Annotated in this window: 11 protein-coding genes; 8 read left to right on the forward strand and 3 right to left on the reverse strand. The window is 58.2% G+C overall.

Annotation, left to right across the window (positions count from 1 at the left end; translation table 11 throughout):
- Window positions 1-123: 123 nt before the first annotated feature.
- Window positions 124-2,256 carry a fatty acid cis/trans isomerase gene (locus tag LJU29_RS15230; RefSeq protein ID WP_257112751.1) on the reverse strand — a complete coding sequence of 711 codons (2,133 nt, stop codon included), beginning with the start codon at window positions 2,254-2,256 and terminating at the stop codon, window positions 124-126.
- Window positions 2,257-2,588: 332 nt separating this feature from the next.
- Here LJU29_RS15230 and metH point away from each other — a divergent pair, with 332 nt between their 5' ends.
- A complete protein-coding gene (gene metH / locus LJU29_RS15235) occupies window positions 2,589-6,308 on the forward strand; it encodes a methionine synthase (protein ID WP_257110885.1) in 3,720 nt (1,239 codons plus the stop codon).
- 12 nt (window positions 6,309-6,320) lie between these two features.
- Here the strand turns inward: metH and LJU29_RS15240 are convergent, their stop codons facing one another.
- The gene (locus LJU29_RS15240; RefSeq protein WP_057424122.1) at window positions 6,321-7,421 is read right to left on the reverse strand and encodes an ABC transporter substrate-binding protein; all 1,101 of its coding nucleotides are present in this window, start codon (window positions 7,419-7,421) and stop codon (window positions 6,321-6,323) included.
- A 555-nt stretch (window positions 7,422-7,976) separates the two neighbouring features.
- On the opposite strand from LJU29_RS15240, the gene LJU29_RS15245 reads away from it, so the two are divergent.
- Both LJU29_RS15245 and LJU29_RS15250 read left to right on the forward strand, forming a co-directional pair.
- The gene (locus LJU29_RS15245; RefSeq protein WP_257112752.1) at window positions 7,977-9,635 is read left to right on the forward strand and encodes a nitrite/sulfite reductase; all 1,659 of its coding nucleotides are present in this window, start codon (window positions 7,977-7,979) and stop codon (window positions 9,633-9,635) included.
- Window positions 9,619-10,113 carry a DUF934 domain-containing protein gene (locus tag LJU29_RS15250; protein ID WP_002553657.1) on the forward strand — a complete coding sequence of 165 codons (495 nt, stop codon included), beginning with the start codon at window positions 9,619-9,621 and terminating at the stop codon, window positions 10,111-10,113. Before LJU29_RS15245 ends, LJU29_RS15250 begins: the two co-directional genes overlap by 17 nt.
- Before the next feature lie 312 nt (window positions 10,114-10,425).
- Here the strand turns inward: LJU29_RS15250 and sohB are convergent, their stop codons facing one another.
- Window positions 10,426-11,448, reverse strand: a complete 1,023-nt coding sequence (gene sohB, locus LJU29_RS15255) for a protease SohB (RefSeq protein WP_005757264.1) — start codon at window positions 11,446-11,448, stop codon at window positions 10,426-10,428.
- 205 nt (window positions 11,449-11,653) lie between these two features.
- On the opposite strand from sohB, the gene LJU29_RS15260 reads away from it, so the two are divergent.
- The 5 genes from LJU29_RS15260 to LJU29_RS15280 all read left to right on the forward strand — a co-directional run bounded on the left by LJU29_RS15260 (window position 11,654) and on the right by LJU29_RS15280 (window position 16,064).
- Window positions 11,654-12,364 carry a histidine phosphatase family protein gene (locus LJU29_RS15260; RefSeq protein ID WP_005757263.1) on the forward strand — a complete coding sequence of 237 codons (711 nt, stop codon included), beginning with the start codon at window positions 11,654-11,656 and terminating at the stop codon, window positions 12,362-12,364.
- Window positions 12,365-12,419: 55 nt separating this feature from the next.
- The gene (locus tag LJU29_RS15265) at window positions 12,420-12,737 is read left to right on the forward strand and encodes an SCP2 sterol-binding domain-containing protein (RefSeq protein ID WP_002553652.1); all 318 of its coding nucleotides are present in this window, start codon (window positions 12,420-12,422) and stop codon (window positions 12,735-12,737) included.
- 213 nt (window positions 12,738-12,950) lie between these two features.
- On the forward strand, window positions 12,951-14,018 hold the full coding sequence (locus LJU29_RS15270) for a phosphotransferase family protein (RefSeq protein WP_054995431.1): 1,068 nt from the start codon (window positions 12,951-12,953) through the stop codon (window positions 14,016-14,018).
- 27 nt (window positions 14,019-14,045) lie between these two features.
- Window positions 14,046-14,813, forward strand: coding sequence for an SDR family oxidoreductase (locus LJU29_RS15275; protein ID WP_057423716.1), 768 nt, complete (start codon window positions 14,046-14,048; stop codon window positions 14,811-14,813).
- Window positions 14,814-14,915: 102 nt separating this feature from the next.
- Window positions 14,916-16,064, forward strand: a complete 1,149-nt coding sequence (locus tag LJU29_RS15280; RefSeq protein ID WP_257110886.1) for a Gfo/Idh/MocA family protein — start codon at window positions 14,916-14,918, stop codon at window positions 16,062-16,064.
- Window positions 16,065-16,085: the final 21 nt, after the last annotated feature.

Here is a 16,085-nt window from a genome sequence, read left to right on the forward strand (position 1 = left end):
GACGCGCACCATTTCGGACCACCTTTTTGGAAAAAAGATCGCGCGAGATACATTTCGTTCAGGAAGTAAAGATGGCCGCAGGCCATGTTGCACAAGGGCCTGCGGCGTGAAGCCCCGGTTTTTTCAGAGGTTCTCGTAGCGATTCATGTCCAGCACACCCGCTTCGTGTGGTTCAGTTTCCTGAACGTAGCGATTCAGATCGTGGAAGTAACTCCAGAACAGTGGATGAGTACGACGGATGCCCCAACGCTGGACGATTTGTTCGAAACTCGCCTGATCCTTGCTCTGCTGCATGGCATCGACAAAGGCCGGCACCTGTTCGACCGGAATATTGAAGATGAAATTCGGATAACTGCTGAGCACGCCCGGGTAGACGGTCAGTGTGTCCAGCCCCGGTATATAGCGATAAGACTCGCCCAGCAGAAACGCGACGTTACTGTGCGCACGGTTGCGCAGCATGCTGTAGATCATGCGTTTGCCGTCCCTGCCCTCGATGCGCAGCATGCTTGCTTCCGGCAATTGATCGATGACTTTCAGGCCCGCCGCCGGGCGTGAGGTCAAACGGCTCAGTGCCTGTTCCGCCTGGGCAAAACTGCTGTCGAGGTTCGGCCGAGAACAATACGCCCCGCTACAGCGGTTGATTGGATCAGGCGCGGCATTCAGGCTGCCGGAACGCTCGATCAGCTTGAACGCAAAGTCACGCTGCGGGGCCTTTTCATCGAGTTTGATACCGGTTGGCGTATCGTCATCGATCTTCTGGTAATCCAGCCACATCTTGATCTTGCCGCCATCCTGATAAAGATCGCTGAGTATGTCTTCCCGGCGATCGGCGGGCATAAGGCGCAGGAAGTTGATCTCGGCACCGTTGCGGATCAAATCGAAATACAGCCGGGTCTGTGCCTGATGTGAAACGTTGCCATAGACATCGAAGTTCACCGCCAACTGGTAATAGGTACGCTCCAGCAACGGGAAGTCGAACAACCACATGGAGTGCGGCACGTCGCCAATCAGGCCTTTATTGACCGAAGCGCTGTCGAAATGACGGAAAACGGTCAGCAAGGCATTGTCATTGCCTGCCCACAGCGTGCTCCACCCCGGTGCCGGCATTTTCGTGTAACTGTCGCGGCGCAGGTCTTCATACTCATTGCGCCGGTCGCGGTAGGACAGCCACAGGCTCAGCACGCTGCCCACGTCATCGTTCTGCCCCGGCATGGCCAGCAATGGCGTGGCCTCCCCGCGATAAGTCGCATCGGTGATGTAGCGATCGTGCGCCGGGTCCTGGAACAGCACCCAGAACTGATCGCGAATCACATCGGTCGCGATTTGCCCGCGACAGACCGGTCCGCGAATGAAGGTGCGGACGAAATACTCGGCATTGTCGAGCATGAACTGATAGCGCGACGCTGCCGGGATGGCTTCAAAGGTCAGAAACGGATTGGCCCGATGGCCAGGGCCATAGCCAGGCAGTGCGTTGACCTTCCAGTCGTTACCATAGAACAACTGCCTGACCCGCGTCAGTTTCTGCGGGCTCATGGCATAGGTAATGTGGGTCTTGTGAACGATCACGCCCTGCACAGGAATCAATCGATAATAGAAGTCACTGCCCGGATCATCGTCGGGGCGACGAGTAGCGATCAGGTCCACAGGCTTGCCGCTTGGGGTTCGCGAGCGCACCCACTGAAAGAAGTGCCCGGCTTCGCCGCCCTCGAAATAGATATGTGCCAGAAACAGGTGCTCAAACAGCCAGCGACCGACCAGCGCCTGATTCGCGCCAGGCTCGTTGAGCTGCGCCTCCCAGGCATTGATCTGCGCCGTTTCCGTGACACTCGGGGTAATGGTCTGCTGCTCCACCGGCGAACCGGCAGCCAGCCAGCGCTGCAGCGTCTGGTATTCGGCGTCGGTCAGGCCAGCCACCGCCAGTGGCATGCCTTGTTGCGCATGAGCTGCGGCATAGGCGTTGAATTCGCCGGGCAGCGGGCAGACATTTTCGCGATTGATGCCCAGTGCGATCTCGTCCGGAATTTTGCTGTTGGCTGGCAAAGGCGCGCTGCGCCCCAGATCGAGCATGCGCGCCATCAGGGCTGCCTGACTGCCCTGGGCCTCCAGCACAGAGTAAAAACCCTTGCCGCGCCACGCCTCGGTATCAAGCGCATCATAAAACAGTCGGGTCGGCGCTACCGCCTCACTGCGCTCGCCCTGGTAAACCGGGATCTTGCTGGCACCACGGATCACGCCTTCCCCGCTGCCCAGGTTCAACTGGCAGGGAGCGTCGTTGCAGGCATGGCAGGCAACGCATTTCTCGGTAAGGATCGGCTGAATATCCTTTACGTAGGAAATAGCCGGGCTTGCGGGTGTGGCTGAGGGTGTCTGGGCCTGTGCAGCACAGCAGATAAAAAGCAAGGCGATGCTTGCCAACAAACGGTGCGGCATATCCCGTAGGCTCTGTCATTAAAAATGGCACAATTCTACTAGGCCGTCATTGCCTCCAACATGAATGATTTTCATGCAAAAGCCGCAGCACCACCAAAACCGTTCCGGTTTGCTATCATCCCGTCCTTTAAAGTATCGACCTTCTCAAGGTAGCCCCCATGTCTGACCGCAGCGCCCGCCATCAAGCCTTTCTCACTGCTCTGAAACAGAGGATTCTGATCCTCGATGGCGGCATGGGCACCATGATTCAGAGCTACAGGCTTGAAGAGCAGGACTATCGGGGCAAGCGTTTCGCCGATTGGCCAAGCGATGTCAAGGGCAACAACGACCTGTTGATCCTGACCCGGCCTGACGTGATCGGCGCCATTGAGAAGGCTTATCTGGATGCCGGTGCCGACATTCTCGAAACCAATACCTTCAACGCCACTCAGGTCTCCCAGGCCGACTATGGCATGGAGTCGATCGTCTACGAGCTGAACCTGGAAGGCGCGCGCCTGGCACGCAAGGTCGCAGACGCCAAAACCCTTGAAACGCCGGACAAGCCGCGCTTCGTGGCGGGCGTGCTGGGCCCTACCAGCCGCACCTGCTCGCTGTCGCCGGACGTCAACAACCCTGGCTATCGCAACGTCACGTTCGACGAGTTGGTCGAGAACTACAGCGAAGCCACCAAGGGGCTGATCGAGGGCGGTGCCGACCTGATCCTGATCGAAACCATTTTCGACACACTTAACGCCAAGGCGGCGATCTTTGCCGTGCAGGGCGTGTTCGAAGAAGTGGGTTTTGAACTGCCGATCATGATTTCCGGGACCATCACCGACGCTTCGGGACGTACCCTGTCGGGACAGACTACAGAAGCCTTCTGGAACTCGATCAGCCACGCCAAACCGATCTCGGTCGGTCTGAACTGCGCGCTGGGTGCCAGCGAGCTGCGCCCTTACCTGCAAGAGCTGGCCAACAAGGCCAACACCCATGTATCTGCGCACCCCAACGCCGGTCTGCCCAACGCCTTTGGCGAATACGACGAACTGCCGAGCCAGACGGCGAAGATCATCGAAGAGTTCGCCCAGAGCGGTTTCCTGAACATTGTCGGCGGCTGCTGCGGCACCACCCCGGCGCACATCAAGGCGATTGCCGAGGCAGTCTGGGGCTACGCGCCACGCGAAATTCCGGACAATCCAAAGGCCTGCCGTCTGTCGGGCCTTGAGCCTTTCACCATCGATCGCCAGTCGCTGTTCGTCAACGTCGGCGAGCGTACCAACATCACCGGCTCTGCCCGCTTCGCCCGCCTGATCCGTGAAGACAATTACACCGAAGCGCTGGAGGTCGCCCTGCAGCAGGTCGAGGCCGGTGCCCAGGTGATCGATATCAACATGGACGAAGGGATGCTCGACTCGAAGAAGGCCATGGTGACCTTCCTCAACCTGATCGCAGGCGAGCCGGACATTTCCCGCGTACCGATCATGATCGACTCGTCCAAGTGGGAAGTGATCGAGGCCGGCCTCAAATGCATCCAGGGCAAGGGCATCGTCAACTCCATCAGCATGAAGGAAGGCGTCGAGCAGTTCATTCATCACGCCCGCCTGTGCAAGCGCTATGGTGCAGCCGTGGTGGTCATGGCCTTCGATGAACAGGGGCAGGCCGACACCGAGGCGCGCAAGAAGGAAATCTGCAAGCGCTCCTACGACATTCTGGTCAACGAAGTGGGCTTCCCGCCGGAAGACATTATCTTCGACCCGAACATCTTCGCCATCGCTACCGGTATTGAAGAGCACAACAACTATGCCGTGGACTTCATCAACGCCTGCGCCTACATCCGTGACGAGCTGCCGTATGCGTTGACCTCGGGTGGCGTGTCCAACGTGTCGTTCTCGTTCCGCGGCAACAACCCGGTGCGCGAGGCGATTCACTCGGTGTTCCTGCTGCATGCGATCCGCAACGGCCTGAGCATGGGCATCGTCAACGCCGGCCAGCTGGAAATCTACGACCAGATCCCTGCTGAACTGCGTGACTGCGTCGAAGACGTGGTGCTCAACCGTAACGCCGAAGGCACCGACGCACTGCTGGCAATTGCCGACAAATTCAAGGGTGATGGCAGCGTCAAGGAAGCGGAAACCGAGGAATGGCGCAGCTGGCCGGTCAATCAACGGCTGGAGCATGCGCTGGTCAAGGGCATCACCACTCATATCGTGCAGGACACCGAAGAGTCGCGTCTGGCATTCACCCGCCCCATCGAAGTGATTGAAGGCCCATTGATGGCGGGCATGAACGTGGTCGGTGACCTGTTTGGCGCAGGCAAGATGTTCCTGCCTCAGGTGGTGAAGTCCGCACGGGTCATGAAACAGGCAGTTGCGCACCTGATCCCGTTCATCGAGCTGGAAAAAGGCGACAAGCCCGAAGCCAAGGGCAAGATCCTCATGGCCACGGTCAAGGGCGACGTCCATGACATTGGCAAGAACATCGTTGGCGTGGTGCTGGGCTGTAACGGCTACGACATCGTCGATCTCGGGGTGATGGTGCCTGCCGAGAAAATCCTTCAGGTGGCGCGCGATGAAAAGTGCGACATCATTGGTCTGTCAGGCCTGATCACGCCGTCGCTGGACGAAATGGTCCATGTTGCCCGGGAAATGCAGCGCCAGGACTTCCATCTGCCCTTGATGATCGGTGGCGCGACCACCTCCAAAGCCCACACTGCGGTCAAGATCGAGCCTAAATACAGCAATGATGCAGTCATCTACGTCACCGACGCTTCACGTGCGGTGGGCGTGGCGACCCAGTTACTGTCGAAAGAACTGAAACCGGCCTTCATCGAAAAGACCCGCCTGGAATACGTCGAAGTACGTGAGCGTACCTCGGCACGCAGTGCGCGCACCGAGCGCTTGAGCTATGGCGCGGCGGTGGCGAAGAAGCCGCAGTTCGACTGGGAAAACTACACCCCTGCCCAACCGACCTTCACCGGCACCCGGGTTCTGCAGGATATCGACCTGAACGTGCTGGCCGAATACATCGACTGGACACCGTTCTTCATCTCTTGGGATCTGGCCGGTAAATACCCGCGCATCCTGACTGACGAAGTGGTCGGTGAAGCGGCCACCGCGCTGTATGCGGACGCCACTCAGATGCTGCGCAAGCTGATCGACGAGAAACTGATCAGCGCCCGTGCAGTATTCGGCTTCTGGCCAGCCAATCAGGTCAACGATGATGATCTGGAAGTCTATGGCGACGACGGCAAGCCGCTGGCGAAGCTGCATCACCTGCGCCAACAGACCATAAAGCCTGACGGCAAGCCGAATTTCTCGCTGGCCGACTTCGTCGCGCCGAAAGACAGTGGCCTGACCGACTACATCGGTGGCTTCATCACTACAGCCGGCATTGGTGCCGAAGAAGTTGCCAAGGCGTATCAGGACAAGGGCGACGACTACAACTCGATCATGGTCAAGGCGCTCGCCGACCGTCTGGCCGAGGCCTGTGCCGAATGGCTGCACCAGCAGGTGCGCAAGGAATACTGGGGTTACGCGAAAGACGAGGCGCTGGACAACGAGGCGTTGATCAAGGAGCAATACATGGGCATTCGTCCGGCTCCCGGCTACCCGGCCTGCCCGGATCACACCGAAAAAGGCACCCTGTTCGCCCTGCTCGATCCACTGCCGGAAGGCACACCCGAACATACGCCCGGCAAAAGCGGCGTGTTCCTGACCGAGCACTACGCAATGTTCCCGGCCGCGGCCGTCAGCGGCTGGTATTTTGCCCATCCTCAGGCGCAGTACTTTGCGGTAGGCAAGGTGGATAAGGATCAGGTCGAAAGCTACACCGCCCGCAAAGGCCAGGACCTGAGCGTCACCGAGCGCTGGCTGGCACCGAACCTGGGTTATGACGAGTAAGCACTGACCCGGCTACTTGCCGCCTGGGCGATCAGGCGGCAACATGTTTTTCAGGGAAAACGGTGAGTCCTCGCCAAAAGCCCCCACGTTGAATGCCTGAATATCAAGCCGGTAGCGCTCCTCACGGGTTGCGTTCAGAAAGCGCTGCGTGTCCTTCGGCTCGACCAGGTGCAGTACATCGATAGTGCGCGCGCCGACCTGTTGCCGGGCTTGCCGCTGGGCAGTGTCATAGCGGTGCAACAGGATGATTGCCCATCCGCCAAGGGTGAAATGCCCGGTAGCAACCACGCTCAGGTTGCCATTGAGCTGGGCCTGCAATGAAAGCGAGGTGCCATTAATGGCACTGAACAACACATCTTCACCCGGTTTACCGCCTTTTTCCCGCAATGCATCCATCGCACCGAACGCCATTTGCTCATTGGCAGCCCATACCAGGCGTGTCTGCGGGTAGCGTTTGAACAACACGCGCGCCTGCTCGAGTGCGCGATCCCGACGCCATCCTCCCAGCGCAATTTGCCGCAAATGCACCTCCGGGTGCTCTGACAAGGCGCGCAGCATGCCTTTTTCACGCAACAGGGACACAGGCGTGGTGTTGGTGCCCGAGAACGCGAGCATTTCAACCTCCTGCCCGTCCATGACCGGGTGCGCAAGGCTGATAAGCCTTTTCGCCGTCAGGTAACCACCCTGCTCGTCGTTGCCGACCAGGCTGCCAATGAAATCCGGATAGCGCGACGGCAGATCACCCAGAATACGAATCTGATCCGCCGTCAGTGTATTGTTGACGGCGAACAGCTTGACCCCGCTGCCTGAAGACATACGCAGGATTTCAGGGGCGACATTCAGCTCATTGGAAAACATCAGGTAGTCCGGACGCACATACCCTTGCAGCGTATCGCGCGCCATGGCCAGCAACTTGCGGGTGTCGCGATCGGTATAGAGAATTTTGAGTGACATACCGGTGGTATCGGCGGCCGTCTGCATCACCCGGGCATGGCTCTGCCAATAGCCATCGGTTTCTGTACCTGGACTCAGAAATACCACCGAGGCGGCACATGCGGATCCGGCCCACCAAAAGCCGAATAGCATTAGCCAGCCAACAAATAGCGCCTTCATATCAACGAACCTTGAGGTAGCAGGAATTTATCGCTACACGCGAGTTATCGGCTGCTACAGCAAGGTTCTGGAGACTCCGGCAAATTCTTTGTTCAGCCTGTCACTGGCTGCTGGCCCAGAACATCGCGGCGCCCACGGCCAGTACGACAATGAATAGAATGGCCCAGGTGTCCACGGATCTGCCCGGCTTGGTTACTTTCGGGTGCTTGCTCATCGCATCGCCTCTTGTCGGTCTTATGGGTGATTGCATATGAAAGGAAGGGTTGCGACACTCATTCGGCATCGGTCAATTCACAGTTAAGTCGAGTCTTGCCCACACGGCAAGCAGGGATATCACCGAACGCCTTTTTGCTTATCGCTTTTGGTGATTTGCATATATATAAACATCACTTTTATCGATATCTGCAAACTGCTATCGTCGCCTTCGCTCCCGACGGAGTGCGCGGCCGTGCGCGCAGAATTGACCAGATGAAGCAGGCTACCGCGAGCGACGGGCGTGTGCCCGGACTGACGCAACTGCCCTGCTTCATGACGAAGCCTGAGAACAGGACCTATATGTACGTATACGACGATTACGATCAGAAGATCATCGAGGACCGCGTCAAGCAGTTCCGGGATCAGACCCGACGCTACCTGGCCGGGGAACTGAGCGAAGAAGAGTTTCGACCGTTGCGCCTGCAAAACGGTCTTTATGTGCAGCGCTTTGCGCCGATGTTGCGTGTGGCAGTTCCATACGGCCAGCTGACCTCGCGTCAGGCGCGCATGATGGCCAAAATTGCCCGTGACTACGACAAGGGCTACGCGCACATCAGTACTCGCCAGAACGTACAGTTCAACTGGCCTGCGCTTGAAGATGTACCGGATATTCTCGCTGAACTGGCGACCGTGCAAATGCACGCGATCCAGACCAGCGGCAACTGCCTGCGCAACGTGACCACCGACCAGTTTGCCGGTGTTGCTGCAGACGAGCTGGTGGACCCACGCCCATGGTGCGAAATCGTCCGCCAGTGGACCACGTTCCACCCGGAGTTCGCCTACCTGCCGCGCAAGTTCAAGATCGCAATCAACGGTTCGACCAGTGATCGCGCCGCCATCGAAGTACATGACATCGGTCTTGAACCGTTGCGCAACGAAGCCGGCGAGCTGGGCTTTCGTGTCCTGGTGGGTGGCGGCCTTGGCCGTACGCCGGTTGTAGGTGCCTTCATCAACGAGTTCCTGCCGTGGCAGGACCTGCTGAGTTACCTCGACGCCATCCTGCGGGTCTACAACCGTTATGGCCGTCGCGATAACAAGTACAAGGCGCGGATCAAGATTCTGGTCAAGGCACTGACGGCTGAGGTGTTCGCCGCCAAGGTCGACGCCGAAATGGCGCACTTGCGTGGTGGCCAGACCACCCTGACCGAAGCCGAAGTGCAGCGCGTTTCCCGGCACTTCGTCGACCCGCAATACAAGGCTCTCAGCGACCAGCACGCCGAACTGGCAGCACTGGACGCTCAACACCCAGGTTTCGCTCGCTGGCGTCAACGCAATGTGCTGGCCCACAAAAAGCCTGGCTACATTGCTGTGACCCTGTCGCTCAAGCCCACCGGCGTTGCGCCGGGCGACGTGACCGACAAGCAGCTGGACGCCATCGCCGATCTGGCTGATCGCTACAGCTTTGGTCAACTGCGCACTTCCCACGAGCAGAACATCATCCTAGCCGACGTCGAGCAGGCCGAGCTGTTCACCCTGTGGAACGAGCTGCGCGACAATGGTTTTGCCACACCGAACATTGGTCTTCTGACCGACATCATCTGCTGCCCTGGCGGTGATTTCTGCTCGCTGGCCAACGCCAAGTCGATTCCGATTGCAGAATCCATCCAGCGCCGCTTCGACGATCTGGACTACCTGTTCGATATCGGCGAGCTGGACCTGAATATTTCCGGCTGCATGAATGCTTGCGGCCACCACCACGTCGGCCATATCGGCGTGCTGGGCGTGGACAAGAAAGGTGAAGAGTTCTATCAGGTCTCACTCGGCGGCAGTGCCAGCCGTGATGCGAGCCTCGGCAAGATCCTCGGCCCTTCCTTTGCGCAGGAGGCGATGCCGGACGTGATCGAGAAGCTGATCGACGTCTACGTTGAAAAACGTACCGAAGACGAGCGCTTTATCGACACCTACCAACGTATTGGCATTGACCCTTTCAAGGAGCGCGTCTATGCAGCGAATCATTAAGAACAACGAAGTCATTGATGAAACCTGGCACTTGTTGCCGAAAGAAACCACCTTTGACAGCCTGTCGAACTGCGACGACCTGATCGTGCCGCTGGCACTGTGGCGCGAACACGCGCATGCATTGAAGGCACGCGATGGCGGTTTGGGCGTATGGCTGGACAGTGATGAAGAAGCCGAAGAGATTGGCGCAGATGTGGACCAGTTTCAGGTCATCGCCCTGAACTTTCCGGCTTTCACTGACGGTCGTAGCTTCTCGAACGCGCGCCTGTTGCGTGATCGCTTTGGCTACAAGGGCGAATTGCGTGCCATCGGCGACGTGTTGCGCGATCAGTTGTTCTACATGCGCCGCTGTGGCTTCGACGCCTTTGCAGTGCGTGCCGACAAGGACCCGTACGAGGCGCTGGAAGGCCTGAAGGACTTTTCGGTGACCTATCAGGCTGCAACCGACGAGCCGCTACCGCTGTTCCGGCGCCGCTGATTCAGGCGACCTGCTCCATCGTCCCTTTGCTCACTTGAGATGACTATCGTGCCTGCGCTCCGCGTAGGCATGCAGTTCGTAGTTCTGTGGTGTCAGGTGATTGGCGTTCGGCTCAGATTATCGTTCCCACGCTCCGCGAGACAGCATGACGACGCGGAGCGTCGAGATTATCGTTCCGCACGCTCCAGCGTGTGAACGCGGCTCTGGACGCTCTGCGTCCGATCTTGATGTGCGACGCAGAGCGCCGCACGATAGTTGAGGTTATCGCTCGCAGCGGAGCATTGGCGCAAGTCGTTACCCCCTAAACAATGCCTACCAGAACCGCTGCTGAGTCAAACGTCCCCACCACTTGGTGGCCAGTTGATCCGCCGAGGTGGCTGCAGCCATACCCATGCGCTCTTGCAGGCTCTTGCGTTGCACGTAGTGCAGGTGGAACACGTCTGCATCCTTGGCGCGCTCGGCCAGGTACTCGTCGCTGGTCTTGAGTTCATCGACCAGCAGTTTGTCGACGGCTGCCATGCCCAGCCATACCTCGCCCGTTGCTACTTCGTCGATGGACAGTTGCGGGCGGTAGCTGGCAACGAAGTTCTTGAACAGGTCGTGGGTGATGTCCAGGTCCTGCTGGAATTTCTCGCGGCCCTTCTCGGTGTTTTCGCCAAACACGGTCAGGGTGCGCTTGTATTCACCCGCGGTCAGCACTTCGAAATCGATGTCGTGCTTCTTCAACAGGCGATTGACGTTGGGCAGTTGTGCCACCACACCAATTGACCCGAGGATGGCGAAGGGTGCGCTGATGATCTTGTTGCCGATGCAGGCCATCATGTAGCCGCCACTGGCCGCAACCTTGTCGATGCATACGGTCAGTGGAATACCGGCCTGCCGAATGCGTGCCAGTTGCGAGGACGCCAGACCATAGCTGTGCACCATGCCGCCACCGCTTTCCAGACGCAGGACCACTTCGTCCTTGTCGGTGGCCAGCGTCAGCAGAGCGGTAATTTCATGACGCATGCTTTCAGTAGCCGAGGCCTTGATGTCACCGTCGAAATCTAGCACGTAGACACGGGATTTTGGCTCGGCCTGCTTTTTTTCTTTTTTCAGGGCCTTGCCCTGCTCCTTGCGCAGCGTCTTGAGGCGCTCTTTGTCGAGCAAGGATTGCTCGAGCCGCTCACGCAGGCCTTTATAGAAATCATTGAGCCGGGTGACCTGCAGTTGCCCGGCCGTTTTGCGACGCCCCTTGCCACGCATGGACGCAATGGCAACCAGCACCACCACGATGGCGATCACCAGCGTCACGGTTTTGGCCAGAAAACTTGCGTAATCGACAACGAAATCCACGAATATCCCTCATTTGCGTCAGGCCCTTACCAATCAAGGGCCGCAATAAATGCAGCATACCGACGCCCTGTGCGACGCACCAGCTATCGAGCCGTTACAAACCATTAAAACGATGATTTCAAACGAGCGTATGTTTTTTCATTGACAGTCGCCCGGCATCCCTCATAACCTCGACCCACCTTCAACGTACCGAGACAACACGGACGTGGGCAGCATCTATCTGATACGACATGGCCAGGCCTCATTTGGTGCAGACAATTACGACGTCCTGTCGCCCACGGGCATTCGTCAGTCACAAGTGCTGGGTGCTCACCTCGCGCAGTCGGGCATGACCTTTGACCGGTGTGTATCGGGTGAGCTCCTGCGCCAGAAAGACACGGCACAGCATGTGCTGGGCCAGTACACAGAAGCAGGTATTGAAACGCCTCCCGTACAGTTCGACAGCGCCTTCGATGAATTCGACGCTGAAGGCGTGATCAGGGCGCTGATACCGGCGATGCTTGTCGATGAACCGCAAGCACTGGATATTCTGCGCGACGTCGCTGGCAACCCCGCAGGGTTTCATCGGTTGTTCAACCTGATTACCAAACGCTGGCTGAGTGGCGAGCACGACACACCGGGGCTGCAAAGCTGGCAAGGTTTCGTAGACCGCGTCAAGGCAGGCCTGGACAGAATTCTTCAGGACGCAGGTCCGCATGAGCGTATTGCCGTATTCACCTCCGGCGGCACCATTACTGCCCTGCTCCACCTCGTTACAGGAATGCCTGCAGCAAAGGCACTGGAGCTGCACTGGCATATCGTCAACACTTCGCTGCATCAGCTCAAATTCAAAGGCAGCGACGTTACCCTGGCTTCCTTCAACGGTTACACACACTTGCAACTGCTGAAGACGCCGGCGCTCATTACCTATCGCTGAGCCCGGCCAATCGCGTCCTTGCGGACGCAAGTACTCACCACAAAAGGATCAAGACATGACCTCAGTAGCAGACGCCGTACAAACCATGAAGAACAAGTTCAACCCGGCTGCTGCTGCCGGTCTGGACCTGGTCTTCGGTTTCCATATTACCGACGAAGACAAACACTACGCCCTGATCGTCAAGGACAGCACCTGCGAATTGCAGGAAGGCGAAAACCCGGACGCCAACGTGACCCTGGTCATGGACAGCGAAACCCTCAAGGGCATTGTCAGCGGCGAGACCGATGGCATGCAGGCATTCATGGGCGGCAAGCTGCGCGCCGAAGGCGACATGATGCTGGCCATGAAGCTCAGCGAACTGTTCCCGGTTTAAACACCTGACGCTTTGCAAGCTGCACCCAAATAACCGAAGCCCCGCCGGCTTCGGTTTTTTTGTCTGTGCCGTTCTTTACAAAGCAGCAATCAGAGCCGCTGATTGCCCGGCAACACGCTAGTCTATAACGCTGCCGCGAGCTTGCTCGTGGTTCAGACGATCATTAGATTAGTCAATAGTTTGAGCTGAACATAATAAACACAAGGTATACGTATGGCACTGACTGACCAGTCCACCGGGATTCGCAGCGGCGAAGAACTTGACGCCTCCCTGATAGATCCGTACCTGAAGGCGCATCTGACGGATCTGCATGGCACCCCGGCGATCAGTCAGTTCCCCGGTGGCGCATCGAACCTGACTTATCTGATTCAGTACCCCGAGCGCGAGTTGGTGCTGCGGCGCCCGCCGTTCGGACACAAGGCGCGATCGGCACATGACATGGGTCGTGAATACCGCATTCTCAATCAGCTCAGGAATGCCTTCCCCTATTGCCCGCAAGCGTACCTGCACTGCACGGATGAATCGGTGATCGGCTCGGAGTTTTACGTGATGCAGCGCGTCAGGGGGATCATCCTGCGCTCTGACCTGCCGCCCGAATTGGCGCTGGATGCACGACAGACTGAAGACCTGTGCAAGAGCTTCATCAACAAACTGGTGGACTTGCACCGCGTTGATTACCAGGCGTGCGGCCTGGGTGATCTGGGCAAACCCCAGGGTTACGTGCAACGGCAGATTTCGGGCTGGTCGGAGCGTTATGAAAAAGCGCGAACCCCGGACGCTCCGGCATGGGAGCAGGTCCAGGCGTGGCTGGCAGACAAAATGCCCGCCGACTCGCCCACCTCCAGCATCGTGCATAACGACTACCGCTTCGACAATGTGATCCTCGATCCGGATAACCCGATGAACATCATCGGCGTGCTGGACTGGGAACTGACCACGCTCGGTGATCCGCTGATGGACCTGGGCAATACCCTCGCCTACTGGGTCCAGGCTGACGACCCGCTGCCGGTTCAGTTGACACGTCGCCAGCCGAGCAATGCCCCCGGCATGCTGACGCGCCAGGCGTTCGTCGACTATTACGCCGAACGTTCGGGCATCCGTATCGACAATTTCGACTTCTACTACACCTACGGCCTGTTTCGTCTGGCCGGTATCGTGCAACAGATTTACTACCGTTTTTTCCATGGACAGACTCAGGACAAACGCTTTGCCCGGTTCATTGACATGAACAGGCTGCTGGAGCAGATGAGCCTGAATGTAATCACCAAATCCAGCCTTTGACCGCCAACGCCAAGACAAGGAAACGACATGTCCAGAACCCAGCTTTTCGACCTTGATGGCAAGGTTGCTTTTGTTTCAGGTGCGAGCCGGGGAATCGGTGAAGCCATTGCCAGGCTGCTCGCTCAACAGGGCGCGCACGTTGTTGTGTCGAGCCGCAAGCTCGACGGGTGTCAGGCGGTTGCCGACGCCATCATCAGCGAGGGCGGCAAGGCCACAGCCATTGCCTGTCATATTGGCGAGATGGAGCAGATAACCAGCGTTTTCGCCCAGATTCGCGAGCAATTCGGGCGCCTGGATATACTGGTCAACAACGCAGCCACCAACCCGCAGTTCTGCAATGTGCTGGACACCGACCTCAGCGCGTTTCAAAAGACCATCGACGTTAACATTCGCGGCTATTTCTTCATGTCGGTGGAAGCCGGCAAGCTGATGCGCAAAGGCGGCGGTGGCAGCATTATCAATGTTGCATCCATCAATGCGGTGTCGCCGGGTGCCTATCAAGGTGTCTATTCAATGACCAAAGCGGCGGTGGTCAACATGACCAAGGTGTTCGCCAAAGAATGCGCCGAGTTCGGAATTCGCTGCAACGCTTTGCTGCCCGGCCTCACAGATACCCGATTTGCATCGGCGCTGGTCAAGAACGATGCGATTCTCAATATGGCCCTGGCACAGATTCCGCTCAAACGCGTCGCAGCGCCCAGCGAAATGGCTGGCGCGGTCTTGTATCTGGCGAGCGCAGCGTCCAGTTACACCACCGGCGTTGCGCTTAATGTCGACGGCGGATTTTTATCCTGATGTCTGGAACTGACTGCCACGCTGAAAAATGAATTAATTTTCCATATTTTATATTTATGGAATATATTTTCCGCGTAACAACAATCCTCTCTGGAGAATGTCATGCGGGAAAACCCTTCTACGTCGCTGTCGCAACTGGGCATCGGGCTGATCGGCACCGGTTTCATGGGCCGTGCCCACGCCCTGGCCTTCGGCAATGCCAATGCCGCCCTTGATCTGCCGGCACGCATTCGACTGACCGCCCTGGCGGATGCGGACAGCGTCAGGGCCGAGCAGTGCGCTAGCGCCTGGGGCTTCGATCACAGCCACGCTGACTGGCAGCACCTGATCAGTGATCCGCAGGTGCAGATCGTGGCGATCACAACGCCCAATCATCTGCATTTCCCCATGGCCATGGCCGCCATCGCCGCAGGCAAGGCAGTGTATTGCGAAAAACCGCTGGCGGTGAGCCTCGCCCAGGCCGACGACATGCGCCGTAGCGCCAAGGCCGCCGGGGTTGTTACTCAGGTTGGCTACAACTACCAGCACAACCCTATGATCGGCCTTGCCAGGGAAATGATCGACGCGGGCGAACTGGGCGATATCGTCAGTTTTCAGGGTGAGTTCAGCGAGGACTTCATGGGCAACCCGTCGTCCCCTTGGTCGTGGCGTTGCGAAGCGGCGCATGCGGGCGGCGCGCTGGCTGATCTGGGCAGCCACTTGCTGGCGATGGCTCGCCATTTGCTGGGCGATGTAGAAGCGGTCTGCGCAGACTCCAGCACCGTACACCGCCAACGCCCTGCGAGTAACGGAAGCCAGGAAATGCGCAGCATCGCAGTGGATGACCAGACCCACGCACTGCTGCGTTTTGCCAATGGTGCGCGCGGAACCTTCAGTAGCAGTTGGCTGAAACACGGCTACAAAAACCACCTGAGTTTCGAAATCAGCGGCACCAAAGGCACACTGGCATTCGATCAGGAGCGCCTTAACGAACTGCGCATTTACCGCACTGGCGCAGCTGGGCGCGATGGTTTTCAACGTCTTCTGGCAGGCCCTGCGCAACCCGGTTACGCGGCATTCTGCCCGGCACCGGGCCATCAGCTGGGTTACAACGAACTCAAGGCACTTGAGGTACAGGCACTCATTCTTGCGGTATGCGGCAAGGGCAGCCGTGGTCCGGACTTCGAAGAAGCCTGGCAAATCGAGCGTCTGGCGACTGCCATTCGCCTCGCCGCCGCCGAGCAACGCTGGGTCGCGCTCAGCGATATCTGACTTCCTGCAACGCTTGGCAAG

Origin of the sequence: Pseudomonas ficuserectae (genome assembly GCF_024584585.1) — a bacterium.
In the GTDB taxonomy this organism is placed as follows: Bacteria; Pseudomonadota; Gammaproteobacteria; order Pseudomonadales; family Pseudomonadaceae; genus Aquipseudomonas; species Aquipseudomonas amygdali.

What these genes read in the sequence shown, in the direction of transcription:
- metH (WP_257110885.1), top strand. Translation starts at nt 2,589, where the DNA reads ATGTCTGACCGCAGCGCCCGCCATCAAGCCTTTCTCACTGCTCTGAAA.
- LJU29_RS15240 (WP_057424122.1), bottom strand. Translation starts at nt 7,421, where the DNA reads ATGAAGGCGCTATTTGTTGGCTGGCTAATGCTATTCGGCTTTTGGTGG.
- LJU29_RS15245 (WP_257112752.1), top strand. Translation starts at nt 7,977, where the DNA reads ATGTACGTATACGACGATTACGATCAGAAGATCATCGAGGACCGCGTC.
- LJU29_RS15250 (WP_002553657.1), top strand. Translation starts at nt 9,619, where the DNA reads ATGCAGCGAATCATTAAGAACAACGAAGTCATTGATGAAACCTGGCAC.
- LJU29_RS15265 (WP_002553652.1), top strand. Translation starts at nt 12,420, where the DNA reads ATGACCTCAGTAGCAGACGCCGTACAAACCATGAAGAACAAGTTCAAC.
- LJU29_RS15270 (WP_054995431.1), top strand. Translation starts at nt 12,951, where the DNA reads ATGGCACTGACTGACCAGTCCACCGGGATTCGCAGCGGCGAAGAACTT.
- LJU29_RS15275 (WP_057423716.1), top strand. Translation starts at nt 14,046, where the DNA reads ATGTCCAGAACCCAGCTTTTCGACCTTGATGGCAAGGTTGCTTTTGTT.
- LJU29_RS15280 (WP_257110886.1), top strand. Translation starts at nt 14,916, where the DNA reads ATGCGGGAAAACCCTTCTACGTCGCTGTCGCAACTGGGCATCGGGCTG.